Genomic DNA, 24,477 nt, shown 5'->3' with positions numbered 1-24,477 from the left:
AGGCTGTATGCGATCGGCGCGGTTTAGCTCACGTGGCGGATCCCTTGATCTCGACTGTATTGCCATCGGGATCGCGGATGTAGAGCGATTGCCCCTCACCTTCCGCGCCATAACGAGGACCCGCGCTGTCAATCGAAATGCCATGGTGCGCAAAGTGCGCCCGCAACGCGGCCTCGTCGAACGGACGCACACCGAGACAGATGTGATCGACGTTCCGGCCCTCCGTGCCGGGCGCTCTCCCGCCGGCGCGACCCAGGGGGCCATCAACGGAGACTATATCGATCAGCGAGCGCCCGGCCCTGAGCTGGATCAGGCCGAGTTGAGGCTGCTCCCGCTCAAGGGCGCAGCCGAGCACGTCCCGATAGAAGGCAACAAGGCGCTCGCTGGCGGCGGAGCGAAACACGACATGGTCCAGCCCGGTCAGCGCGAAAGGCGGCAATGATGTCTGGGTCATGGGAACCTCATTTACCTCGACATCAAGATAATAGTTCGCATTGTCTCGACGTCAAGATAATTGCATGATGCAAAAATCAAGGAGACACCGACATGAAAATCGAGGCGGAGGACCTGCCATCGGACCATATCGACCGACTCACGGCTCAATGGGCGAAGGAACTACCCGACGTGGATACGGAGGGCATGACGATCATTGGCCGGGCGCGCCGGATCACGCTGCATCTGCGGCCTGCGATTGAGGCCGTATTCGCACGCCACGGCCTCGACGCCGGTGAATTCGACGTGCTCTCGACGCTACGCCGATCTGGTCCGCCTTTCCGCCTGACACCGACTGAGCTCTACCGCACGCTGATGATTTCCTCCGGCGGCCTGACCGACCGGCTCTCCCGGCTCGAGGCCGCGGGGCTCGTGCGCCGCCGCCCGGCCGAAACCGACAGGCGCAGCCTGCTTGTCGAGCTGACCGAGCTCGGGCGAGAACGCGCGGAGGCTGCGTTGCGGGAGGATATGGCCCTCGAACGCAAGCTCATCGGAGCGCTTAGCGACGTCGAGCGGCGGCAACTTGCCGGGCTCCTGCGCAAGCTCGCGCTCAGCCTCTCAGCCGAGGCTGGCGGGACGGGAGCCGATAAGTGAGGGTGCGGGGAGCGTTCCGGCATCACCGGCCCTGATCAAGAAAAGCCCGGATAGCGGCAATTGTGGCTGCGGGTTGTTCTTCCATCAGCCAGTGCCCAGCATTGGGGATCACCTTTTCCGTGACGTCGGTCGCGGCAGCCCGCATGACCACCGCCATGGTCGGCCCGAAGGACTTTTCGCCGCCGATGGCGAGAACCGGCATCGTCAGTTTGGCGTTTGCCACGAACGCCTTGTTATCGACTGCATCCTGATCGAAGGCGGCGAACTGGTTGAAGCCAGCATGCATGGCTCCCGGCTGCGCATAGAGCTTGGCGTAGTGTTCGCGGGCGGCTTCGCCGAAATTCTTCGGATCGGCAGAGAACTCGTTCCAGAAGCGGTCGAGATAGATCCGCTCGCGACCGGCGACCAGCCGCTCGGCGTCGGGTCCCTGGAAAGAGAAATGCCACAACGCCCGGCTGCGCACGATGTCGTCCCACGGGCCGATGCCCGGCAGGGGCGCGTCCATGATGACGAAACGCGTGACCCGCGCCGGATATTGCGCCGCGAAGGCATAGCCGACCATGTTGCCTATATCGTGCGTGACGAGGTCCGCCTTCTCGATCTTCAGCGCATCGAGCAGCCCCGCGATGTCCCGGCCTTGCGTTTTCTTGTCGTAGCCACCCTCTGGACGGGACGAGAGCCCCATCCCGCGCAAGTCGGGGGTGACGACGGTATGATCGCGCGAAAGCTCCGCCGCCAGCGGCGCCCACATGTCGCCCGTCTCGCCATAGCCATGAAGGAGCACGACCGCCGGCCCCTGGCCGCCGACACGGACATGGAGAGTGGTGCCGTTCGTCGGTATTTCCTGCGTGCGGAAGCCCGCCGGGAACGGCTGGACTTGCGCTGCGACGGGCAGCGTCAACCCAAGGGCACCGATAGTGCCGAGTACAAACCGAAGCATCTCTCACCTCCTCCGGTATCGGGAGGGCAGCGCGCCTCCTGGAGCCTCTTGGCACCGGGTGGATATGGGGCGGCGACACCCAACGCCAAGGAAGCAGAGATTTTCCGTGAGAGCGCTAAGACTGCTTTTTATGATAGCTTGAGCCGCTGAATTGAAAGGAGACGCCGTGCCTTACCGGCAAGGCGCTCTAAATGCGGGTCAACGCAACCGATCAGGTCTGAGGGGAATTCGAACGTGCCGCATGACGCAAAGCCGCGCATCCGTGTCGGGATCGGCGGATGGACCTACGAGCCGTGGAGAGGCACCTTCTATCCTGAAGGTCTCGCCCAGAAACGAGAGCTGGAATACGCGAGCCGGAAGCTCACCTCCATCGAGATCAATGGCACCTATTACGGATCGCAGAAGCCGGAAAGCTTCGCGAAATGGCATGCGGAGACGCCCGACGATTTCGTGTTCGCACTGAAAGGGCCGCGATTCACCACCAATCGGCGGGTTCTCTCCGAGGCGGGAGAGTCCATCGCGCGCTTCTTCTCCAGCGGCGTGATGGAGTTGAAGGACAAGCTTGGCCCGATCAACTGGCAATTCATGCCGACCAAGAAGTTCGACCCGAATGATTTCGAAGGCTTCCTGAAGCTTCTGCCCAAGAGCGTTGAAGGACGCACGATCCGTCACGCGGTCGAGGTTCGGCATGACAGCTTCCGGTCACCGGAATTCATCGCGCTTGTCCGCGAGCACGGCGTCGCCATCGTCATTGCCGCCGACAGCGACTATCCGCAGATCGCCGACCTCACGGCCCCTTTCGTATATGCGCGCATCATGGGGAGCACCGAGGCGGAGGACGCAGGCTATTCGAACAATGCGACGGACGCCTGGGTGAAACGGGCCCGCATCTGGGCATCGGGCGGCACACCCGAGGGGCTCGACGAAGTCCTACCCCATCCGGCGGGGCCAGCCATCCAGCGCGATGTGTTTATCTACGTCATCAGCGGCTTCAAGGCGCGCAATCCGGCTGCGGCCATGGCGATGATTGAGCGCCTAAGTCACGCTGACTGAACCCAAGGCTCAGCACTCCTGCACGATCGAGACTGATGCCGTCGGGGACGAAAAGCGTCGCCGGCCGAATTTAATGGCGTCACCGCTTCCAGCGTCCTTCGTACTTGAACTCCGGCGCCGCCTTGAGCTGATCTTTCGTCGCGTTCATGACGGCTTTCCATTTGTTGTCGTTCTCGACGTAGAGGACCTTCACCGCGCTCGGCCGGACGATGACATAGTGCTCGCCTAGCCCCAAAAAGCCTCCCACGGACACGATGTAGCCGCCGAGTTGTCCCTGTGAAAGGATCAGGTCCTTGATCTCGCCAATCGTCTGGTTCCCGTCGTTGACGATGTTGAGCCCGATGAGGTTGTGGCTTAGCACATCGGTCGGCTGAGCTTTTGCAAAGATCTCGGGCGTGATTGTCACCGCAGTTTGGGCGGCAGCGGCACCGGCGAACATCGACGTAGCAGCAAACGCGATCAGGAAACGGCGCATTTTTTCCTCCTCACAGAGAACGGTGAATGCGCGAGGCCGACGTCGGTTCCGACTGTCACCATCCGCGATGTCTGGGATCCGTCCCCCACCGGAGAGGCCCTAAAGCTATTGCAGTCGCCACCCATTCACGGAAGTCGCCGCAACTCGTCCCTCATGGAACGCAGACTGTCAGGTTGAGTTGATCTCGCATCAGGGGGAGTTCCTGCCGTGGTGCCTCGGGCTAACTGGAAGGGTTTTCTCAAAATTGCCGAGCTTGCGTGCCCGGTCGCGCTTTACACGGCCGCGTCCACGTCTGAACGCATGGCATTTCATGTCCTCAATCGTGAAACCGGCCACCGGGTTCAACGTCAGTTCGTCGACGCGGAGACAGGAAAGGCAGTCGCTCCAGAGGACCAGGTCAAGGGATATGAGATTGGCAACGGCGAGTACGTGATCGTCGAACCCGATGAAATCGCTGCGGTCATACCGGAGAGCGACAAGACCCTCGCCGTCGAGGCATTCGTGGCATGCCGTGACATCGATGATGTCTATTTCGATCGACCCTATTACCTCGCGCCGACAACCGATCTTGCCGAGCAGGCATTTGCCCTGGTTCGCGAAGGCATGCGCGCGAAGGACGTTGCGGCCATTGCGCGGGCTGTTCTCTTTCGCCGCGTGCGGACGGTTCTGATCAGATCGTACGGCGCAGGCCTGATCGCGACCACTCTTAACTTCAACTACCAGGTTCGCTCGGCGAAGGATGCGTTTGACGGGATCCCCGAGATCAAGACGAAGGGCGAGATGCTCGATCTCGCGAAGCACATCATCGACACCAAACGCGGGACGTTTGATCCCAAGGAATTCAAGGATCGCTACGAAGCCGCCCTGACCGAACTGGTCCGCGCAAAACTTGAGGGTAAGCCCATTCAGGCCCGCAAGGCCGCTCCTGCCAAAAAGGCCATCGATCTGATGGAAGCGCTGAGGCAAAGCGCTGGCGTTGGAACGCCGACACGAAGAAGCGCAGGCAAACGGAGCAGCGGATCCAGCTCAAGCCGCGATAAAGGGCCTGCCGGCAAGGCGAAGTCCACAGCCAGGAAGAGGGCATCAAGTGCCGCATCGCACCGCCGAAAGGCGGGCTGACCCATGGTGCTCGAGACCTATCGCGAGAAGCGGGACTTCAAACGGACCTCTGAGCCGCCCGGTGCGTCGAAAGCCCCCTCGCCCGGACACAGCTTCGTCATCCAGAAACACGCCGCCCGTCGCCTACACTACGATCTGCGGCTGGAAATGGACGGCGTCCTCAAGAGCTGGGCCGTGACGCGAGGGCCGAGTCTGTTTCCTGGGGAGAAACGCCTCGCTGTCCACGTCGAGGATCACCCCCTGGAATATGGAGACTTTGAAGGCACGATCCCGAAGGGTGAATATGGCGGCGGAACTGTGATCGTGTGGGACCGCGGGCAATGGAATCCCATTGGAGATGCGCATAAAGGATACGCCAAGGGCCACCTGGACTTTGAGTTGAACGGTGAAAAGCTCAAAGGCCGGTGGCATCTGGTGCGAATTCGCGGAAAGCCGCGCGAAAAGCGGGAGAACTGGCTCCTGATCAAAGGTGACGATGATGAAGCCCGGCCCGAGAATGCGCCTGATATTCTTGTCGAGCGGCCGGAATCCGCCAAAACCGGACGCCTCATCGAGGATGTCGCGGGGGAACCACCTGGCTGGTCCTCGAAATCGGGAAAGATCATTCAGGAGAGTGCCGGGCCCGCGAAGCCTGAGCCGTCGAAGCTGAAGGGAGCGCGCAAAGCAGCTATTCCCGGTTTCGTTGAACCTAGCTTGGCCACGTTGACCGGCAAGCCTCCCGACGGGGCTCGCTGGATCCATGAGATCAAATTCGATGGTTACCGGCTACAAGTCCGCATCGATGGCAGGCGCGTAAAACTCCTCACGCGGAGCGGGCTGGACTGGAGCGCCAAATTCGGCGAGCGCCTTGCCTCCGCCTTCAAGGCTCTTCCGCTCGACACGGCCCTGATCGACGGGGAGCTCGTCGTCGAGAATGAAAACGGCGCGTCTGACTTTTCATCCCTCCAATCGGACCTGAGCGAGGGCCGGACCGACCGGTTCGTCTTCTACGCTTTCGATCTTCTGTATCTCGACGGTTACGATCTTCGCGCGGTGCCGCTGATTTCGCGCAAGGACGGTTTGAGCCAACTCCTCGCTGATGGCGGCGGGCCCCTTCGCTATAGCGCGCATTTCGAGCAGGACGGCGACGTGGTCTTGCAGCACGCTTGCCGTCTCAGTCTGGAAGGCGTCGTTTCAAAGCTGCGTGACGCGCCCTATCGTTCCGGCCGAAACAAGAGCTGGGTCAAATCCAAATGTTCGGAAAGCCAGGAATTCGTGGTGTGCGGGTTCGTTCCATCCACAACCTCGCGCAAGGCCATCGGTTCGCTGGTCCTGGGATATTATGAGGGCGATGAGCTTGTCCCTGTCGGTCGCGTCGGCACTGGTTACACCGCGGCCGTCGCGCAGGATCTCTACGAACGGCTGGAACGTATCCGAACCCCTGAGAGCCCTTTCATACGCCGCCTCGACGCGGAGGCGGCGCGCCACGTGCGCTACGTCAAGCCAGAGGTGGTTGCAGAGATCGAGGTCCGCGGCTGGACGGCAGACGGCAACCTTCGACATGCGTCCTTTAGAGGTCTGCGGGAGGATAAGCCGGCGCGTGAAATTGTTCGTGAAACCGCCCGAAACGTCGCGAGCACCAAGTTGAAATCACCGGTCAAACTCACTCATCAGGATCGTCTCTACTGGCCGGACGCAGGTGTGACCAAGGAAGGGCTTGCGGATTACTATGCCGATGTCTGGCAACGGATGGCCCCCTTTGTCGTGGGGCGCCCGCTCGCTCTCGTGCGCTGTCCGGACGGAATTGCGGGACTATGTTTCTTTCAGAAGCACGCGTGGAAAGGGCTAAGCCGCCACATCAAACTCGCCCACGATCCAAAGGACACGAGCAAGGAGCCGATCATCACGATCGACGACCTGGACGGGTTGATCAGCCTTGTTCAGGCCGGCGTTCTTGAAATTCACCCGTGGGGCTCGACGATGGCAGCCCTCGAACAACCCGACATGATCATCATGGATCTCGATCCCGACGAAAGCGTGCCGTGGGACAGCGTCATCAGTGCCGCGACCGAAGTGCGCAACCGGCTCGCGGCTTGCGGATTGACGAGCTTCGTCAAGACCTCCGGCGGCAAAGGATTGCACGTGGTTGCCCCCCTCAAGCAGGGTGCGCAATGGGACGAGGTGAAGGCTTTCACGAAAAGTATTGCCGACGCGATGGCGTCCGACAGCCCCGAACGTTTCGTCGCCAAGACAACCAAATTGAAACGAAAGGGACGGATTCTCGTCGACTATCTTCGTAATGGGCGCGGTGCCACCGCTGTTGCGCCTTATTCCACCCGTGCCCGTCCCGGAGCGCCGGTATCGATGCCGCTCGCATGGAATGAGCTTGGTGGCGGATTGGGGCCTGCTTATTTCACCGTGAACAACGCGGCCATCCGCCTTTCCCATCTCGCAGCCGATCCATGGGCCGACTTTTGGCACGCGGCTGTCCCGCTTCCGAGGCAGCCCGCGCGACGCAAAAGAGCCGCGTAGCAGCGGCTAGTTCCGGCCCTTGGGCCGCTTCTCCTCGGACGCGAGGCTCCTTCGCAGGGCATCCATGATGTTGATGACATTGCTCGGGCGCTCCGGCGCGCCCTTCGCCTTTTGCGGACGTTTGCCCCTTTTCTTTGATGCAATGAGCGCGAGCAGGCTCTCCTGGACGGGGTCGCTCACCATGTCGGCGCTCCAGGCTCGCCTCCGTTCGTCGATCAGCGCTGAAACCAGAGACATCAATTGGGGATCGACTTTCTCGGCCCCAATATGCCCGAAATAGGGCTCGGGATCGCGAACCTCGTCACCGTAGCGCAAGGTCCAGAGCACGATGCCGCGATCGCGCGGCTCAAGCATGACGGCCCGTTCCCGGCGATAGAGAACCAGTCGCGAGATGCCCACCATCTCCGTCGCTTCCATCGCGTCGCGAATGACGGAGAAAGCCTCCTCTCCGACAGGATCGTCCGGCACGAGATAGTGAGGTCGATCATACCAAATCGATCCGATCGAATCCTTCGGAACGAACATGTCGATGTCGATAGTCCGTGCGCTCTCGAGAGCGACGGACTCAAGTTCTTCGTCTTCCAGAAGGACGTACTCGCCCTCTCCGCTCTGATACCCCTTGACCTCGTCGTCCTTTTCGACGCGCTCGCCTGTACCCGGATCGACATAGGCGGTCTCGACGCGATGGCCCGTCGCACGGTTCAATGTGTGGAACCGAACCTTCTCGCCCTCTGTAATCGCCGGGACCATCGCAACCGGACAGGTCACGAGAGACAGCTTCAGATAGCCTTTCCAGAAGGAACGAGGTGCCATGGCGCTATCCTTCGAGGCTCACGCCCCCAGGAAGGTGGTTCACCGGGGATCAACAAAGGTTTTGTTCGCTGGTTCCTTTTGAGAATACCCGCAATCACCCGCCAGCAAGTGCGCCCTCAACTATTTCCGTAAGGGCATGGAACTGTGCTTCCGGTGCGGTGGACGGAGTTGCCGCCACGGCGGACGCAGCGCGCCTGCTGCATTACCGCACGTTCTTCCCTGCGCCACACGCCTTCCCGCGCTGGACAAAACAGCGGACCTACGGTTTTGAAGGCCCCTTCTCACGACGCGGGCAAATAGCCTAAGGTATTTGTGCTATTATAGCGTTCTCTAACGAACAAACCTTCCGAAGGGGCAGACTTCCATGAAACGTCTATCCATGCTGGCCATGACGGCCCAGCTTGCATTGTTCGGCGTCGCGGGCGCGGCCCATGCGCAGGATGCGGCCGGTCCCATTGATGTGCGAATTCTTGCGATCAATGACTTTCACGGCAACCTCCTTCCGGCCGGCGGCATCAAGATCCGCGACCCGAAGGATCCGTCCAAGCAGATCACCGTGCCTGCGGGCGGCTCCGAGGCCATGGCGACCCTCGTCAAGCAGCTCAAGAGCGGCAACAAGAATTCGATTTTCGTCGCCGCGGGCGACCTGATCGGCGCAAGTCCACTTCTGTCGGCCCTCTTCCACGACGAGCCGACCGTGGAATCCCTGTCGCTCATGGGGCTCGAGGCTTCGGCCGTCGGCAACCACGAGTTCGACGAGGGCAAGGACGAATTGCTCCGGATGCAGAACGGCGGCTGCCACCCGAAGGACGGCTGCGCCGGTCCGCGCCCGTTCGGTGGCGCGAAATACAAGTACCTGGCGGCCAGCACTTTCGATACCGCCACAGGAAAGACGGTCCTTCCGCCCTACTACGTCAAGGAATTCGAGGGTGTTCCGGTGGCCTTCATCGGCCTGACCCTGAAGGACACCCCCGGCATCGTCATGCCGTCGGGCGTGGCCGGGCTGAAATTCCAGGACGAGGCGGAAACCGTGAACGCCCTGGTACCGCAGATCCGCGCCCAGGGGATTGAAACCATCGTCGTGCTGATCCACGAAGGCGGCTTCCCGACCGGTGATTACAACGAGTGCCCGGGCATTTCCGGCCCCATCGTCGGTATCGTCAAGAAGCTCGACAAAGCCGTCGATCTCGTCATCAGCGGCCACACACACAAGGCCTATAACTGCCAGATCGACGGGCGTCTCGTCACGAGCGGCGACAAGTTCGGCTCGGTCGTCACCAATATCGACCTGAAGATCGACCGCAAAACCCGCGACCTCGTTCAGGCCAAGGCCGACAACGTGATCGTGGATACCGCCGTCTATGCCAAGGATCCCGAGCAGACCAAGCTGATCGAGGAATACCAGAAGGTTGCGGCTCCCCTCGCGAACCGCGTGGTCGGACGCATGTCCGCTGCCTTGACCAAGGACGAAAGCCCGTCGGGCGAGACCACCCTGGGCAATCTGATCGCGGATTCGCAGCTGGCTGCGACGGCCACGGAGAGGGATGGCCAAGCGCTGATCGCCTTCATGAATCCCGGCGGCGTCCGGACGGACCTTCCCATGAAGGACGAGGGCAAGGTCACCTATGCCGGGCTGTTCGCGGTCCAACCCTTCGCCAACTCCCTGGTCACCGTCGATCTCACCGGCGCGCAGATCAAGACCATGCTGGAACAGCAGTGGATCAACCAGCCGAAGCCCCGCATTCTGCATGTGTCGAAGGGCTTCACCTACAGCTGGGACAATGCTCGCCCTGTCGGCGACCGTGTCCTCGCGGATAGCGTGAAGCTGAACGGCAAGCCGCTCTCGATGGAGGCGAGCTACCGGGTGACGATCAACAACTTCCTGGCCGACGGCGGCGACGGTTTCTCCGTGCTCAAGGAAGGCAAGAACCCGCTCTACGGTCTCTTCGACATCGATGCGTTCGCTGCCTATTTCGCCGGCAACAGCCCTATCGAACCCGTGAAGCTGGATCGCATTACGCGCTTGAACTGAGGCTCATCCTCGGGCTCCAACATGCGCAAGCCGGGGACACACTGAGCGCCCCGGCTTGCGCGACAGGAACCGATGTCGCGCTATCCGTGGCATCGCCTCATGGCCGGGTTCGTCCCGGCCATTTTCCATCCTGCAGCAGGGCGCGCTCCTATCGAAGTCCAGCAGGCCGCTACCTCCGCTGAAGCTTCTCGAAACGCTTGATGACGCGGTCGCGCTTGAGCCGCGAGAGCCGGTCGATCCAGAAGATCCCATCGAGCTGATCAATCTCGTGCTGCAGGCACACAGCCAGGAAGCCCTCGGCCTCCTCCTCATGTTCAATTCCGTCGAGGTCGCGATAGCTCACCCGCACACGCGCAGGCCGCTCAAGTTCCTCGGTGACACCGGGCATTGAGACGCTCCCCTCAACATGCCGAATGATCTCCGGAGATGACCAAACCACCTGTGGGTTTGCATAGATGCGCGGCTCTGTCCCGGGCTCGATCTGGATCACGACAAGCCGCGCAAGAACTCCCACATGCGGAGCGGTGATGCCGACACCGGGCGCTGCCAGCATCGTATCCAACAGGTCCGTCGTAAGCGCCCGAAGCGCATCATCGAAGACGCTGATGGCTTCCGCGCGCTGGCGCAACCGGGGATCGGGATAACGAACGATCTGACGTAATGCCAAGCACTGTCTCCTCAAACGCGACACCACAGCTAGCATAGGCTTCCGGTTCGCGCGTTGCTTCTTGCTGGAAGATCACGTTGACAATTATCAGCCGGCGGTCCGACCCGAATGCTAATTCTTTCCCATTCAGGGAGGGGCGCGGCCATGGGAATGAAGCTGACGAGCTCGGCGTTCCTCGAAAACGGTCCGATCCCGCAGACATATACCTGCGACGGCGACGATCTATCGCCGCCCTTGGATTGGACGGGCGTTCCTCCTGGCACCGTGTCACTGCTCCTGTCGTGTGACGATCCCGACGCTCCCCATGGGGTCTTCTGTCATTGGGTCGCGTTCAACATCCCGCCGGATCTCCACGGCCTGACCGAAGGCATCGGATTCCGCCAGGGAGGCAGGTTTCAGCAGGCTGCCAACGATTTCGGGCGAATGGGTTATGGTGGTCCCTGCCCTCCTCGCGGAGACGGGCCGCACGCCTATCGTTTCAGACTCAGCGCCTTGGATCGCCTTCTCAACGACGTTCCAGCCAGGACAAGGGGCCCTCAGATCCTCGCGATGGCGAAGCCCTATGTCATCGCCTCGGCTGAACTGATCGGCCGATACGGTCGCCATGGGGGCTGAGCAGCAACAAAGCCGAGCCGCCGAATGGCTCTCCCGTTGAGGAATATCAAAACCCATACAGGCCATGGAGATAGTGTTCACCATGGCTCGTTCGCATTTTGTCAGAGAGGTACTCGTCGGCGACCTGGACTTGCCGGGTACGCTGATCTTGCCGCGAGAAGCGATCGGTCTCATCGTGTTCGCACATGGGAGCGGATCGAGCCGCTTGAGCCCGCGCAACACCCTTGTCGCGAGGCAATTGAACGATCACGGCCTTGCGACGCTGCTCTTTGACCTCCTCACAGATATGGAGTCGCTGGATCGCCGGAATGTCTTCGACATCCCGCTGCTGGGAGGCCGCGTTCTCCAGGTCCTGCGCTGGACGGAAAGACAGGCTGATCTGAAAGCTCTTCCGATCGGACTTTTCGGAGCGAGCACCGGGGCCGCGGCGGCGCTTGTCGCCGCGGCCGATGCGCCGGATCTGGTCGCGGCCGTCGTCTCGCGCGGCGGGCGACCGGATCTCGCGGGCCCTGCCTTGGAGCGCGTCCAGGCTCCAACGCTTCTGATCGTCGGCGGGGAGGATTACGACGTGCTGGAGCTGAACCGCGCCGCGCAAAGCCAGATGGTCGGCGAAACGAGCCTGATCGTCGTGCCCAGGGCGACCCATCTCTTCGAGGAGCCAGGGACGTTGGAACAAGTCGTCATCGCCGCATCGAATTGGTTCCTGAGACATCTCGCACGCAAAGTTCCCGGCGCGTTGTCTTGAGAGGCGGCGAGCACGAGAGTTCTCGGCGATTGACTCTCATCAACGCCTCAGGCCGAATCCAGGGCTTGAGTGGACTGAACTCGATCCGACATTCGACGGGATACCCTCGGAATGGAAAGATCCGCTGCCAGGCCAGCACAGACATCGCACCCTCGGCATGAACCGCCGGCGCAGCGATCGCAGGCGAGGTCGAGGTCGGGAGTAACCTTCTGTGCGGCATGAGCACGACACAGTACCTCCGGCTCAACGAGCTCCCTTTCCACGAACGCTCGGAAGGCTCATCGACCGGGTCAGCAGACGCGACCAGATCTGGCTCGTGCTCCTGTCGATTGTCGTATTTCTGGTCAGTACCGCTCCGCTCGAATTGCAGCGCCGCATCGTCAACGACGCCTTCACAGGCGGGCGTTTTGGCCCGATTGCGCTCCTCAGCGCCGCGTATCTCTGCCTTGCCCTGACCGAAGGGCTCCTGAAACTTGGCCTGAACATCTATCGTGGCTGGGTCAGCGAGAATGCGGTGCGATGGTTGCGGGCGACGATCTTTGGCATCGTGAGCCGAGGCTCCCCCTCGCGCGGAGCGCAAGCCAAGGGTGTTGAGATTTCCATCGTCCTGGCAGAGGCGGACCCTGTCGGCAGCTTTGTCGGCTTGAGCGTTTCCGAGCCTGTCCTCCAGGGCGGAATTCTCGTCAGCGTCATGGCCTATCTGGTTTATCTGCAGCCTCTCATGGCTGTGGTGACCATCGCCGTGCTTTTCCCCCAGATCATCGTCATCCCCGTCATTCAGAACATCATCAACAAGCGGGTTCGAGCCAGGATAGCGACGTTACGCGAAGTCAGCGGCGCGATGATCGAAAGCAAGGGCGAGGAACGCCGGCAATATCAAAGGATCGATGACGTCTTCACGCTCAATTTCAGCGTCTACAAGCTGAAATTCTCGATGAACTTCATCATGAATTTCCTGACGCAGCTCGGGATCACGACGATTCTCGCGCTTGGCGGCTATTTCGTCGTGAAGGGCCAGACGGAGATCGGAACCGTCGTTGCGTTCATCTCCGGCCTTGCGAAGGTGAATGACCCGTGGGGCGATCTCGTCAATTGGTATCGAGATTTACGGGTGAACCAGGCCAAGTTCGACTTGGTGCAGCGAGCTGTCGGAACGAAATGACCCGGCGGGCCATTTGATCTGTCGCAACCCCATGCGGACCAGAGCCGTTATCGTTGCAGCGACATTTGAACCGTCGGGGGAATGCGGAATGGATCAAAGCTCTCGGCAGCAATGGACTCTGTGGTACATCTTCGCCACGTTCATGGGCGTTGTCCTGATCCAGCAATTCTGGACGACCTACCAGCAGGTCGAAACGATCCCCTACAGCCAGTTCGAGCAATTGGTCTCCGACGGGAAAGTCACCGGGGTGACGATCGGCCAGGACACCATCACGGGCACCTTGAAAGAAGCCTTGCCGGATGGGCGCCGCCAATTCGCCGCCGCCCGGGTCGATCCTGCCCTCGCGGACAAGCTTTCCGCCAAGGGCGTCGTCGTGACGGGCGCTCCGTCAGGCGGCTTTCTGGCGACGATCCTCTCCTGGGTTTTGCCGCTTCTCGGCTTCTACCTGCTGTGGACTTTTCTCTTCAGCCGCCTTGCCGAAAAGCAGGGCCTTGGCGGCTTGATGGCCATCGGGAAATCGAAAGCCAAGGTCTATGTGGAGACCGATACGAAGGTCACCTTCGCCGATGTCGCGGGCGCGACCGAGGCCAAGTTCGAGCTTCAGGAGGTCGTCAACTTTCTCAAAGATCCGAAATCCTTCGGCCGTTTAGGCGCACGCGCGCCCAAGGGCATCTTGCTCGTGGGGCCGCCCGGCACGGGAAAGACCTTGATGGCTCGCGCCGTCGCCGGAGAAGCGGGCGTCGCATTCTTTTCGATTTCGGGCTCCGAATTCGTGGAGATGTTCGTCGGCGTGGGGGCTGCGCGGGTGAGAGACCTCTTCGAGCAGGCGCGAAAATCCGCCCCCTGCATCATCTTCATCGACGAGCTTGACGCCCTCGGCCGCAGCCGCGCCGCGGGCAACCTCATGGGCGGGTATGACGAGAAAGAGCAAACCTTGAACCAGCTCCTCGCGGAGCTGGACGGCTTCGACCCAAGCAGCGGCGTCATCCTGCTTGCCGCCACCAACCGCCCGGAGGTGCTCGATCCGGCACTCCTCAGGCCGGGCCGTTTCGACCGCCAGGTTCTCATGGACCGTCCCGACAGGAAGGGCCGCACGGAGATCCTGCAAGTTCATGTCCGCAAGATCCGGCTCGCCACCAATGTCTCGCTCGATGATGTCGCCGGCTTGACCACGGGCTTCACGGGCGCGGACCTTGCCAACCTCGTCAACGAGGCTGCCATCGTCGCGACGCGGCGCAAGGCGGATGAGGTCAGCCTGGATGATTTTACTGTCGCCATCGAACGGATCGTAGCGGGCATCGAGAAGAAGAGCCGCGTTCTCAATGACGCCGAGCGGCGGCGGGTTGCTTATCACGAGATGGGCCACGCCCTCGTCGCAGCGAGCCTGCCGGGCGTCGATCCGGTGCTCAAGGTGTCGATCATCCCGCGCGGCGTCGGGGCGCTTGGCTATACCATCCAGCGCCCGACCGAGGACCGGTTTCTTTTGGCGCAGAGCGACCTGAAGAACCGGATCGCGGTTCTCATGGGAGGGCGCGCGGCGGAATCGATCATCTTCGCGGGAGACGTATCGACCGGAGCCGCCGACGATCTGCAACGGGCGACGGAAATCGCCCTTGAGATGGTGATGCGGCACGGCATGGTGAAAACCACCGGACAGCGCACCTATGCCCCGCCGCCGCAATCCTTCCTCGGCATCAATGCGATCGACCGTCCGAACGCGTCCGAGGAAACGATGCGAGAGATCGACATCGAGAGTCGAAATATCGTCGGACAGGCCTTCGAGAGGGCCTGCGACATCCTTCGGTCACGCATGAGCGATCTCGATGAAGGCACGGCGCGACTTCTGCGGCAGGAAACGCTTACGGCTGATGAGTTTCCTGCCCTCCGGCAGACCGGCAAGCCCGTCGCCACCAAGGCGGCGTGAGCGAGCGGTCGCGCGTTCAAATGCAAATCCCATGGCCTCGCCGCAACGCTAGGCCAGCTCTATATCGCCAAGCTGGAAGACAATCCGCGAGGAGCTGGCGATGCGCATCGGCGTGCCCAAGGAAATCAAGGACCACGAATACCGCGTCGGACTGGTCCCTTCGTCTGTCACGGAACTGACCGCACAGGGTCATGAGGTGATGATCGAGAACGGGGCGGGTGTCGGAGCCGGCTTGTCGGACGATGCCTATGCGGCGGCAGGCGCGAAGATGGTCGATGGGCCAGACGCCATTTTCGACGATGCGGAACTCATCGTGAAGGTGAAGGAGCCGCTGCCGCAGGAGCGCAAGAGGCTGAAACCCGGCCAGGTCCTTTTCACCTATCTCCATCTTGCGCCGGACCCGGTGCAGACCCGCGATCTCATCGCCAGCGGGGCGACCTGCATCGCCTATGAAACCGTGACCTCGCCGTCGGGGGCGCTTCCGCTGCTGACGCCTATGTCGGAGGTAGCTGGTCGCCTCGCTCCTCAGGTCGGAGCCCATTATCTCGAAAAGGCGCAAGGCGGACGCGGCATCCTGCTCGGCGGCGTTCCAGGCGTCCCCCCGGCCGAGGTCATCGTCCTGGGCGGCGGCGTCTCGGGAACCCATGCGGCGACGATTGCGCTTGGCATGGGAGCAACCGTTACCGTCGTCGATCGCTCGGCCGAGGTCTTGCGCCGGATCGCGGTCCAATTCGGCTCGCAAGTGCGGACGCTTTTTTCGACTCGCGATGCGCTGAGGCAAGTGGTCGCCCGCGCCGACCTTCTGATCGGAGCCGTTCTGGTGCCCGGAGCGGCGGCTCCGAAACTCGTGACACGCAAGATGGTGGCGTCCATGAAGGGGGGCTCCGTGCTGGTCGATATCGCAATCGATCAGGGCGGCTGCTCGGAGACCTCTCGCCCGACCACGCATTCCGAGCCGACCTATGTGGTGGACGGCGTCGTGCATTATTGCGTCACGAACATGCCCGGAGCCGTCGCGAGAACGTCGACCTTTGCGCTGAACAACGTCACTTTGCCGTTCGTGCTCGCCCTTGCCAACAAGGGCTGGCGCGATGCGCTGCGGCAGGACGACTTTCTGCGGCAGGGGCTCAATATCCACGCCGGAAAGGTCACATGCCGACCCGTGGCGGAAGCGCAGGGCCTGCCCTATACGCCTGCGGAAATCGCGCTCGCCTGACGGCCGGGAACACTGTCAGGATTCATCAGGAGGGATGCTTGCGACGCGCCGCCTTGTGGTTTGGAGGACCGCCGACATGATCGGAATGACCGAGCGCAACCGGATCGCTCGCAGGAAAGGTCCCCTCCAAAGCCTCATCGAGGCGCGTCTCGCGACCGCTCGCCTTTTCAACCTCAGGAGCCTTTTGGCCCTTTGGAGCTTTCATTCCGCGCTCACGCGTCATAACGACGTCACCTCATCGCATGCGAGAAAGGGAGGCATTGGTTATCGCTACCATATGACAGACGCCCTTCATTGACGTTCCTCAATTCCCTCCTGCCGGTTCTGCACGAAGCTTTTCGGCTCGTTACCGGAGAGTCATTCATGACGATTTTCGAAAATCGCGAGCGCGGCTTCGAGCAGATGTTCGCCCATGAGGAAGAAACGCGGTTCAGGGCGCTTGCGAGGCGTGACCGGCTTATCGGTTTGTGGGCCGCCGCGCAGTTGGGGTTAACCGGGGAGCAAGCTTCGGCCTATGCGGATGGGATGCGCCAAAGCGCCGTGTCTTCCCATGCGGATGAGGCGATCGTCCAGAAAATCCGCACCGATTTCGAGGCCAATGGCATCGCCCGCTCGGATGATCAGATTCGGGAAAAGATGGCCGAGTTGCTCGGGACGGCTCTGGCGCAGGTCCGTTCCGAGGCGCCGTAATCGCGCCGCTCGCCAGTGTCTGCCCCTTCCCAATGAAGCCCCCTGCGCTGCGACCACGGAGCGGTGCGATTCGTTCAAATCGCGAGAGTTGCTTGAACCTGTCTCAGGCGACTGATCGATAAATCCCTTTCCCTGCGCGTGTCCTCGCTTCGGGCCGCGTCTCGGATGGTCTCCAAAAGCAGGATTTCCTGTTCCAGCCGCTCCCGGGTCAATTCCTCCGCAGGCAGGGCGCGCTCGGCGAAGACGGTTACCCCGGTTCCGGTGACCTCCGCGAACCCGCCCCCGACGAACGCGCGATGTCCATGCCCCTGTACATCCGTCGCGACCACGAGCCCCGCCTGCAAGAGCGCGACAAGTGGCGCATGCCCCGGCATGACCGTCATGTCGCCGCTCGTGCCCGGCAACGTCACAGCCTCAATCTCGCCGGAAAAGATGACCCGCTCGGGGGACAAAAGCTCAAGCACCATGTTCGCCACCGCTAAACGGCCCTCAACCGGGGCCCGCCGTCAGGTCGTGCGACGCCAGGGGGCGGGGTCAGGTACAGGCGTGGCGTGGTCAAGGAGATCATGAATTCCAACCTCCCCGTCCTCAAAGCTCGGGTTCGTCGGGACGCCCCGCGGGTCGCGATGATCCTGGCGCATCAGGCCCAAAGCCGCTCCGAGTTCGCTCGCCCGCTCGATGAGGCCGAGTTCGAGCGCCACCAGCATGTGATACTCGACCAACTCGTGCGCCGCCTCGCGGCTCCAGGCAGAGTCCGGGAGGTAGCTGTAAAGGACGGCTTCCGCTCTCCCGCGTGGCAAATCCCGCATCCGCGTCATGGAGGCCTGATGCAATGCGAGGCTCATGGGCCACGGCCCCCGGCGCATCCGGGCGGGGTTGAGGAGGTTTGGTGGATCGTCTGCAGCGGACTGCGGCATCTCGGTCTCCGGTTCGGTCAACCAGACAACGCTCAAGCTTCCATTTTGTCCCACCCAAAAGGGGCAGACACTGCATAAACTGAGTCTGGCCCCTCTGGGCCGCGATCGTCGCGTTCCTGGTCCGTCAGGACGCCAGCCTCTGCCGCGCGGCGTGAAGCACGGAGCTCGTGTGCCGTGCGATTGCCAACTCCTCATTGGTCGGAATGACCCAGGCCGATGGTCCGGGTCCGCGCGTGATGCGCCGCGCGCCGCCCCAATTGGACTTCTCGTGGATGTTGAAACCGACCCAATTGAGAGCGGAAAGCACCTCGGCGCGGGTGGCGGCGTCGTTCTCGCCGATCCCGGCGGTGAAGACGAAGCCGTCGATACCGCCCAGCGCCGCGATGAGCGAACCTGCCTCGCGCACGATGCGATAAACGAAGAGATCGATCGCCAGCCGGGCGTCGGCATTCGTCGGAGCGAGCTCCCGCAACGTCCGCATGTCGTTGGAGATCCCTGACACGCCGAGCAACCCAGACTTGGTATAGAGAATCCGCTCGGCCTCATCGGCATCGAGCTTCATCTCCCGCAGCATGTAGAAGACCACTCCGGGATCCAACGCCCCGCAACGCGTGCTCATCGGCAACCCGTCGAGGGCCGAGAAACCCATGGTTGTCGCAATACTGACGCCACCATCGAGCGCGCAAAGGCTTGCGCTGTTTCCAAGATGCGCAACGATGACCCGCCCCGTGGCCAGGCTGCGGTCATGATGGCCGAGCACTGAAGCGATATATTCGTATGACAGCCCGTGGAACCCATACCGCCGAACGCCTCGCTCCGTCATCTCCTTCGGGATCGCGAAAAGCTGCGAGAGCCTTGGCTGATGGCAGTGGAACGATGTGTCGAAACAGGCGACCTGCGGCAGATCCGGCAAGCGGTTGTGGATGATGCGGATGGCTTCGAGATTGTGCGGCTGATGCAGAGGCGCGAGCGGCACCAGTGCCTCAAGCGTTCTTATCACATGATCGTCCACGAGAACCGGACCTGGGAATTCAAGGCCGCCGTGCACGACGTGATGCCCGAGCCCGACGAGCTTGTATCCGGCCCGATGCTGCCGGGTCCATGAGACGAGGTGAACGAGAGCTTCCCCGTGCCCGAACCTCTCATCGGGATTCCACGTCTGCTTCGCCGCGAGGAGGCCGCAATGATCCTTGACGATAAGATGCGCCTGTTCACCGAGCCCCTCGAAGAACCCCCGGTAGACGACGCGCGGTTCGGCCAGATTTGAGATCTCGAAGATTTGAAATTTGAGACTCGACGATCCGGCGTTGATCACCGCGAAGACCGGCATCATGGCTCATCCCTCCGGCACGGCGCGTTTCCGCAACAAAGAAAGTCATGAGGAACGCCTTCTTTTCCTGAACGACGGTAGGGACATCGCCCATCGTGATGTTGCGAAATATCAATGGTCGCAACAGCTGCGGTCGGCGGCAAAATTTTCAAGACGGCTGCGCTGACCGATGCTCCGGCTCGTGGGCTTCCCAGTCGGGTTTGTCGCACGATCAAGGAATCTGACTTTAATCAAACACGACGGAGGTTATCGCCCGTAGCGTCAAAAGCATTCTTCGGCTGTTATGTATGAGTCAGGGAGATGAGTGATGTTTAGATCTACTCTTCTCGCGGGTACCGCAGTTCTAGCCTTCGCCATTTGTAGTGCGGATGATGCTCAAGCTCAAATGCGGTTCCATGGCGGCGGCTTTCATGGTGGTGGTTTCGGTGGTTTCCACGGCGGTGGCTTCCACGGTGGCGGGTTCCGCGGTGGCTTCGGAGGCTGGCGCGGCGTTGGTTGGCGCGGCGGCGGGTGGCGCGGCGCTGGCTGGCGCGGAGCGTACTATCCGGGATGGTATGGTAACGGCTGGGGGTGGGGCTGGGACGGCGGAGCCGTTGCAGCCGGATTACTCGGCGGCGCGCTTCTCGGTGGGATAGCGACCGCTGCGGCCGCTCCGTGGGACTATTCCTATTACGGCTATCCCTACTCGGGTTATTATCCCGGCTACGCCTATCCGGTCGCGAGCTATTACGGCGGGTATTATCGGCGGCGGCCGGTCTACGCATACTATCGCCGGCCCATTTACGCGTATCACCGGGGCTTCTATCGGACGCGCGTCGCGTACCGCTACCACCCAGTCTATCACACCGGCTCCGTTCATCGCGTGGTTCATCGGGGCGCTGTCGTTCATCGGGTCCGCTGACGAGCAGCCCTTGCATAACCTTGGGGACGCCGCACAAAACGGCGTTCCCATAGGCGTAAGGTCGGCATGATGCGGATCCGGTTGCCATCTGTTGGCCAGCGAGCCCGATATGCTTGCGCGGCCCACTACGCTGGAGGGTTCACATGCACACCCAGGAGATGATCAGCACGCATCCTCTGATGAAGGGAAAGACCGACGAAGCGCTCATCCATTGTATTGAGGAATGCTATGACTGCGCGCAGATCTGCACGTCCTGCGCCGACGCCTGTTTGGGCGAGCCGATGGTCCAACAGCTTACCCTTTGCATTCGGTTGAACCTGGACTGCGCTGACATCTGCGCCGCGATGGGCTCAGTCGCTACCCGCAGGACGGGCTCCAACGACGAGGTCGTCCGGCGAATGCTCGAAGCCTGCATCGCGGCGTGCCGCCTTTGCGGCGACGAGTGCGAGCGGCATGCCGCCCAGCATGAGCATTGCAATGTCTGCGCCGAAGCCTGTCGCCGATGCGAGCAGGCCTGCCAGCAAGCCATGCACAGCATGGGTGCTTGGCACTGACGACGAGGGAGTTGCGCGCTTCTCCCCTTCCGTACAGGTGCCATTCATAGAGCAGTGCGGCATCGAACCCCGCGATATCGAGTCGCGTCAACAGGGCCGGCGGCCATCGGCACGGACGCCGCGCGTCCGGCACGAAGGAAATAACTCTTCAAAAACAACGCCCTAGGGAATTTCAGCTCAGTCATCCGGACTATAAGTTAACGGCCATACCCTCAGCGCAGGCCCAATTAACTCGGCCTTAAGGTGCTATGCTACTAAAGCATAACAGGTCTACATTATTACCGCTCCCTTTTCGCGGTGCACCTCTTTATATGCTGCATTGCACACGCAAGAACAAAGGCCGCCGGTCATCCGGGCCGGCAAACTGATAGGAGATCCCAATGTTCGTGTCTTACATCCTCTCGAAAGTTCGCTCTTACATGCGTTACCGCGACACGGTCCGTGAGCTGTCGCAGCTCTCCGACCGCGAGCTCGACGATCTCGGCATCTCTCGCTTCCAGATCGAGAACATCGCTCGCGAACACGCTGTCGCGTAAAAACTCGCTGCACTGCAGCATAGGCCCTCGCCCGCCTCCCGGCGGGCGTTTGCTTTTCTAGGCCCTCGTTTTCAACGGCCACCTGATACGGGGATGTTGGCTCCCGTGATGTAGGAGGCCGCGTCTGACATCAGGAACAGCACCGCCTCGGCGATTTCCTCCGGCTCGCCGATCCGGTTCAGCGGGATTTTCGACCGAAAGCGCTCCATACGCCCGGCATCTCCCGTGCTCCGCTCGTGAATATCGGTTCGGGTGATCCCCGGTGAAACGGCGTTGACCCGGACGCCGTCTCCCGCCAATTCCTGAGACAGGCCAATCGTCAGGGAATCGATCGCTCCCTTTGAGGCCGCGTACCAGACATACTCGTTGGCGCTGCCAAGCCGCGCCGCTGCCGACGAGATATTGACGATCGAACCACCCGCGCCCCCATTGCGGGTCGAGAGTCGACGAGCCGCTTCACGCGCCACCCACAACGCACCCAGAACATTGATATCGACGCAGGAGCGGATCGTCTCCGTGGCCGCTGCATCGAGGCGACCTGATCGGCCCGTGATGCCGGCATTGTTGACCACGTGGGACACACGGCCGAGAGCGGCCTCGGCTTCGTCGAACATGCGCGCCACGTCCTCCTCAAGGGCCATGTCGCCCTGCGCGGCAATTGCCGCCGCGCCTGAAGCACGGCAAACCTCCAACACGCGCTCAGCCGCCTCTCGGTCGGATTTGAAGTTGATGGCGACGTCATAGCCACGCGCGGCGGCAAGCTGCGCCACTGCGGCGCCTATTCCGCGGCTGCCTCCTGTAATAAGCACAACAGGTCGCTTTAGGGGCATGAATCGTGAGCCTATGCTTGAAAAGGGAAGGCTCAGCTTGACCCGCGCCGTCTTGAGGGTCAACAAGGCCCCGTTCGAGAGGGATAAGATGAGCAGCTTGCAACCCATCCACGTCGTCGGCGGCGGTCTCGCCGGTTCGGAGGCCGCCTGGCAGATCGCGCAGGCGGGCGTTCCTGTGATCCTGCACGAGATGCGCCCCGTGCGCGGCACCGACGCCCACAAGACCGATGGGCTTGCCGAACTCGTCTGCTCCAACTCCTTCCGCTCCGACGACGCCGAGGCCAATGCGGTCGGCCTGCTTCATCAGGAGATGCGCAGCCTCGGGTCGCTCATCATGGCTAAAGGCGATGCGCATCAGGTTCCCGCAGGTGGCGCGCTCGCCGTCGACCGCGACGGGTTCTCGAACGCCGTCACGGCCGCGCTGGAGGCGCATCCCCTCATCACCATCGAACGCGGCGAAGTGGCTGGCCTTCCGCCGGAGGATTGGTCCTCCGTCATCGTCGCCACCGGTCCCCTCACCTCGCCCGCTCTGGCGGAAGCAATCCTTGGGCTGACGGGCGAGAAGGAACTCGCCTTCTTTGACGCCATCGCGCCCATCGCCTACCGCGATTCCATCAACATGGACGTGGCCTGGTTCCAATCGCGCTACGACAAGATCGGGCCGGGGGGAACGGGCAAGGACTACATCAACTGCCCGATGACCAGGGAGCAGTATGACGCCTTCATCGATGCACTGATCGCGGGCGACAAGACCGACTTCAAGGAATGGGAGGCGAACACTCCCTATTTCGACGGCTGCCTGCCCATCGAGGTGATGGCAGAGCGCGGCCGCGAGACTCTGCGTCACGGCCCCATGAAGCCGGTTGGGCTGACAGATCCCAACAACCCCGACAAAAAACCTTACGCCATCGTGCAATTGCGCCAGGACAACGCGCTCGGCACCCTCTTCAACATGGTCGGTTTCCAGACCAAGCTCAAATACGGCGATCAGACCCGTATCCTGCGTATGATCCCTGGCCTTGAGAACGCGGAATTCGCGCGCCTCGGCGGCCTTCATCGCAACACCTACCTCAACTCGCCAAAGCTGCTCGATAACACGCTGCGGCTGAAAGCGATGCCGCGCCTGCGCTTCGCTGGCCAGATCACCGGCTGCGAAGGCTATGTGGAAAGCGCTGCCATCGGACTCATGACAGGCCGCTTCGCCGCCGCCGAGCGGCTTGGCAGCGTCGTCGCGACGCTTCCCTCGACCACTGCGCTCGGCGCGCTCATCAACCACATCACGGGCGGCCACATCGAGACCATCGATGAAGGGCCGCGCTCCTTCCAGCCGATGAACGTCAATTTCGGCCTGTTCCCCCCGCTCGACATCACGCCGAAATCGGAAGACGGCAAGCGCCTGCGCGGCCCTGCCAAGGCGGCGGCCAAGAAGCGCGCCCTGACGGATCGGGCAAGGTCTGATCTGGCGGAGTGGATGGCCGCGAGTGCGTTGCCGGCGGCGGCGGAGTAGCGGGCTAAATCGGCCCGCGCCAAAAGGCCCAGATTTTTCGCCATTGGGCCAATTCAACCTGCGTGTTGAACGGATCGTAGCTCCGTCGTTCCATGGCGCGAAGATAAGGCTCGACGAGCGCGAGCCCCTGGAATGCAGGCGCGACTTGCGGTGAAATGGTCGAGCGCAGCGCGCGCGCCTGCTGAACGTGCCGGCGGGCGACGGCTCGCAGGTCGGCCAAAGCATTCTTCAAGCCCGGGCCGCCGCGACCCGTCACGATGTCGTCCCGCACGACGCCGTGGCGTGCGAGAATATCCGCCGGGATATAGATTTGCCCCTGCCGCGCATGCCAGGGAAAGGCGCGGAGCAGCCCGGTGATCGCGTAGGCAACTCCCGCATGCCCAGCGGCGTCCGCCGATCCGGGATCGGAACCGTCCGCGAGGATGATGCTGGCGAGCTGGATGAGGCTCGACGATGTCTCGCCGCAATAGCCTTCCAAGTCATTCAGGCTCGGCATCGGATCGTCGTAAAGGTCGAAGATGCGAGCGTCGATCAGATCGACGAGCGTCTGACGCGGCAGGCGGAACTTGACGATGGTATCGTCGAGCGCGGCTGCGACCGGGTTGGCGCGCACGTCCCCGCGCACCTCACCCTGGAGCGCATCCCGCCACCATTGCAGACGAATCTCGCCAACGAGCGCCTCGCGCACCGCTTCTCGCACGCGCGCGATCTCGAGGCTGAACGCATAGAGCGCATGCAGATGTCCGCGCTTGTCGGCTGGTGCGAACACGGTCGCCCAATAGCGATCCGGGTCACCGTCGCGGACCAGACCTTCGCAATGCGCATAGGCGAAATCGGGATAGTTATAGACCATG

At 61.9% G+C, this 24,477-nt stretch carries 27 protein-coding genes; 16 read left to right on the top strand and 11 right to left on the bottom strand.

From position 1 onward, the window contains the following. Positions 1-28: 28 nt before the first annotated feature. Entirely contained in the window at positions 29-454 is a 426-nt protein-coding gene (locus I2H38_RS03385) for a VOC family protein (protein WP_196270373.1), read from the bottom strand. 92 nt (positions 455-546) lie between these two features. Here I2H38_RS03385 and I2H38_RS03380 point away from each other — a divergent pair, with 92 nt between their 5' ends. Then, positions 547-1,086, top strand: coding sequence for a MarR family winged helix-turn-helix transcriptional regulator (locus I2H38_RS03380; RefSeq protein WP_196270372.1), 540 nt, complete (start codon positions 547-549; stop codon positions 1,084-1,086). A 22-nt stretch (positions 1,087-1,108) separates the two neighbouring features. Here the strand turns inward: I2H38_RS03380 and I2H38_RS03375 are convergent, their stop codons facing one another. Beyond that, positions 1,109-2,026 (bottom strand): alpha/beta fold hydrolase, encoded by a 918-nt coding sequence (locus tag I2H38_RS03375; protein ID WP_196270371.1) that lies wholly within the window; start codon positions 2,024-2,026, stop codon positions 1,109-1,111. A 234-nt stretch (positions 2,027-2,260) separates the two neighbouring features. Between I2H38_RS03375 and I2H38_RS03370 the strand changes: the two genes are divergently transcribed. After that, entirely contained in the window at positions 2,261-3,079 is an 819-nt protein-coding gene (locus tag I2H38_RS03370; RefSeq protein ID WP_196270370.1) for a DUF72 domain-containing protein, read from the top strand. A 79-nt stretch (positions 3,080-3,158) separates the two neighbouring features. Here I2H38_RS03370 and I2H38_RS03365 read toward each other — a convergent pair whose 3' ends face one another. After that, positions 3,159-3,554, bottom strand: a complete 396-nt coding sequence (locus I2H38_RS03365; RefSeq protein WP_196270369.1) for a PRC-barrel domain-containing protein — start codon at positions 3,552-3,554, stop codon at positions 3,159-3,161. Positions 3,555-3,761: 207 nt separating this feature from the next. On the opposite strand from I2H38_RS03365, the gene ku (I2H38_RS03360) reads away from it, so the two are divergent. Beyond that, positions 3,762-4,673, top strand: a complete 912-nt coding sequence (gene ku, locus I2H38_RS03360; protein ID WP_196270368.1) for a non-homologous end joining protein Ku — start codon at positions 3,762-3,764, stop codon at positions 4,671-4,673. 3 nt (positions 4,674-4,676) lie between these two features. Next, on the top strand, positions 4,677-7,184 hold the full coding sequence (gene ligD / locus I2H38_RS03355) for a DNA ligase D (RefSeq protein ID WP_196270367.1): 2,508 nt from the start codon (positions 4,677-4,679) through the stop codon (positions 7,182-7,184). Between the two features lie 6 nt (positions 7,185-7,190). Here the strand turns inward: ligD and ku (I2H38_RS03350) are convergent, their stop codons facing one another. Continuing rightward, positions 7,191-7,997: a non-homologous end joining protein Ku gene (gene ku, locus I2H38_RS03350; protein WP_196270366.1), complete on the bottom strand. Its 807-nt coding sequence runs from the start codon at positions 7,995-7,997 to the stop codon at positions 7,191-7,193. Positions 7,998-8,361: 364 nt separating this feature from the next. Between ku (I2H38_RS03350) and I2H38_RS03345 the strand changes: the two genes are divergently transcribed. Next, positions 8,362-10,029 carry a bifunctional metallophosphatase/5'-nucleotidase gene (locus tag I2H38_RS03345; RefSeq protein ID WP_210324653.1) on the top strand — a complete coding sequence of 556 codons (1,668 nt, stop codon included), beginning with the start codon at positions 8,362-8,364 and terminating at the stop codon, positions 10,027-10,029. Positions 10,030-10,198: 169 nt separating this feature from the next. On the opposite strand, the gene I2H38_RS03340 is transcribed toward I2H38_RS03345, so the two are convergent. Then, on the bottom strand, positions 10,199-10,696 hold the full coding sequence (locus I2H38_RS03340; protein ID WP_229426503.1) for a peptide deformylase: 498 nt from the start codon (positions 10,694-10,696) through the stop codon (positions 10,199-10,201). Between the two features lie 150 nt (positions 10,697-10,846). Here I2H38_RS03340 and I2H38_RS03335 point away from each other — a divergent pair, with 150 nt between their 5' ends. The 5 genes from I2H38_RS03335 to ald all read left to right on the top strand — a co-directional run bounded on the left by I2H38_RS03335 (position 10,847) and on the right by ald (position 16,358). Continuing rightward, the gene (locus I2H38_RS03335) at positions 10,847-11,311 is read left to right on the top strand and encodes a YbhB/YbcL family Raf kinase inhibitor-like protein (RefSeq protein ID WP_196270364.1); all 465 of its coding nucleotides are present in this window, start codon (positions 10,847-10,849) and stop codon (positions 11,309-11,311) included. Between the two features lie 82 nt (positions 11,312-11,393). Beyond that, positions 11,394-12,056 (top strand): dienelactone hydrolase family protein, encoded by a 663-nt coding sequence (locus I2H38_RS03330; protein ID WP_196270363.1) that lies wholly within the window; start codon positions 11,394-11,396, stop codon positions 12,054-12,056. A gap of 316 nt (positions 12,057-12,372) precedes the next feature. After that, positions 12,373-13,218, top strand: a complete 846-nt coding sequence (locus tag I2H38_RS03325; protein ID WP_196270362.1) for an ABC transporter transmembrane domain-containing protein — start codon at positions 12,373-12,375, stop codon at positions 13,216-13,218. Positions 13,219-13,306: 88 nt separating this feature from the next. Further along, complete coding sequence (gene ftsH / locus I2H38_RS03320) at positions 13,307-15,142, top strand: ATP-dependent zinc metalloprotease FtsH (protein WP_196270361.1); 1,836 nt, start codon at positions 13,307-13,309, stop codon at positions 15,140-15,142. A 100-nt stretch (positions 15,143-15,242) separates the two neighbouring features. After that, a complete protein-coding gene (gene ald / locus I2H38_RS03315) occupies positions 15,243-16,358 on the top strand; it encodes an alanine dehydrogenase (RefSeq protein WP_196270360.1) in 1,116 nt (371 codons plus the stop codon). 25 nt (positions 16,359-16,383) lie between these two features. On the opposite strand, the gene I2H38_RS03310 is transcribed toward ald, so the two are convergent. Beyond that, complete coding sequence (locus I2H38_RS03310; protein WP_196270359.1) at positions 16,384-16,563, bottom strand: hypothetical protein; 180 nt, start codon at positions 16,561-16,563, stop codon at positions 16,384-16,386. Positions 16,564-16,721: 158 nt separating this feature from the next. Here I2H38_RS03310 and I2H38_RS03305 point away from each other — a divergent pair, with 158 nt between their 5' ends. Continuing rightward, entirely contained in the window at positions 16,722-17,048 is a 327-nt protein-coding gene (locus tag I2H38_RS03305) for a DUF1476 domain-containing protein (RefSeq protein ID WP_196270358.1), read from the top strand. 74 nt (positions 17,049-17,122) lie between these two features. On the opposite strand, the gene atpC is transcribed toward I2H38_RS03305, so the two are convergent. From atpC to I2H38_RS03290, 3 genes are all read right to left on the bottom strand, one after another. Further along, positions 17,123-17,515 carry an ATP synthase F1 subunit epsilon gene (gene atpC / locus I2H38_RS03300; RefSeq protein ID WP_210324651.1) on the bottom strand — a complete coding sequence of 131 codons (393 nt, stop codon included), beginning with the start codon at positions 17,513-17,515 and terminating at the stop codon, positions 17,123-17,125. Between the two features lie 39 nt (positions 17,516-17,554). Further along, a complete protein-coding gene (locus tag I2H38_RS03295) occupies positions 17,555-17,893 on the bottom strand; it encodes a hypothetical protein (protein WP_196270356.1) in 339 nt (112 codons plus the stop codon). A gap of 196 nt (positions 17,894-18,089) precedes the next feature. Continuing rightward, on the bottom strand, positions 18,090-19,298 hold the full coding sequence (locus I2H38_RS03290) for an acetate/propionate family kinase (RefSeq protein ID WP_196270355.1): 1,209 nt from the start codon (positions 19,296-19,298) through the stop codon (positions 18,090-18,092). Between I2H38_RS03290 and I2H38_RS03285 the strand changes: the two genes are divergently transcribed. The 4 genes from I2H38_RS03285 (at position 19,297) to I2H38_RS03270 (ending at position 21,286) form a co-directional block, all read left to right on the top strand. Further along, the gene (locus tag I2H38_RS03285) at positions 19,297-19,461 is read left to right on the top strand and encodes a hypothetical protein (protein ID WP_196270354.1); all 165 of its coding nucleotides are present in this window, start codon (positions 19,297-19,299) and stop codon (positions 19,459-19,461) included. The genes I2H38_RS03290 and I2H38_RS03285 overlap by 2 nt on opposite strands. A 141-nt stretch (positions 19,462-19,602) precedes the next feature. Then, the gene (locus tag I2H38_RS03280) at positions 19,603-20,196 is read left to right on the top strand and encodes a hypothetical protein (RefSeq protein WP_229426502.1); all 594 of its coding nucleotides are present in this window, start codon (positions 19,603-19,605) and stop codon (positions 20,194-20,196) included. Between the two features lie 143 nt (positions 20,197-20,339). Then, entirely contained in the window at positions 20,340-20,750 is a 411-nt protein-coding gene (locus I2H38_RS03275; protein ID WP_196270353.1) for a four-helix bundle copper-binding protein, read from the top strand. A gap of 380 nt (positions 20,751-21,130) precedes the next feature. Then, positions 21,131-21,286, top strand: a complete 156-nt coding sequence (locus tag I2H38_RS03270) for a DUF1127 domain-containing protein (protein WP_196270352.1) — start codon at positions 21,131-21,133, stop codon at positions 21,284-21,286. A 71-nt stretch (positions 21,287-21,357) separates the two neighbouring features. Here the strand turns inward: I2H38_RS03270 and I2H38_RS03265 are convergent, their stop codons facing one another. After that, the gene (locus I2H38_RS03265) at positions 21,358-22,116 is read right to left on the bottom strand and encodes a glucose 1-dehydrogenase (RefSeq protein WP_196270351.1); all 759 of its coding nucleotides are present in this window, start codon (positions 22,114-22,116) and stop codon (positions 21,358-21,360) included. Between the two features lie 88 nt (positions 22,117-22,204). Between I2H38_RS03265 and trmFO the strand changes: the two genes are divergently transcribed. After that, entirely contained in the window at positions 22,205-23,623 is a 1,419-nt protein-coding gene (gene trmFO / locus I2H38_RS03260) for a methylenetetrahydrofolate--tRNA-(uracil(54)-C(5))-methyltransferase (FADH(2)-oxidizing) TrmFO (RefSeq protein ID WP_196270350.1), read from the top strand. Positions 23,624-23,627: 4 nt separating this feature from the next. On the opposite strand, the gene I2H38_RS03255 is transcribed toward trmFO, so the two are convergent. Further along, positions 23,628-24,476: a phytoene/squalene synthase family protein gene (locus tag I2H38_RS03255; RefSeq protein ID WP_196270349.1), complete on the bottom strand. Its 849-nt coding sequence runs from the start codon at positions 24,474-24,476 to the stop codon at positions 23,628-23,630. Position 24,477 lies beyond the last annotated feature (1 nt).

The organism is Microvirga alba (assembly GCF_015694465.1).
Taxonomy (GTDB): domain Bacteria; phylum Pseudomonadota; class Alphaproteobacteria; order Rhizobiales; family Beijerinckiaceae; genus Microvirga; species Microvirga alba.
This window is presented reverse-complemented; position numbering and strand designations above follow the sequence as displayed.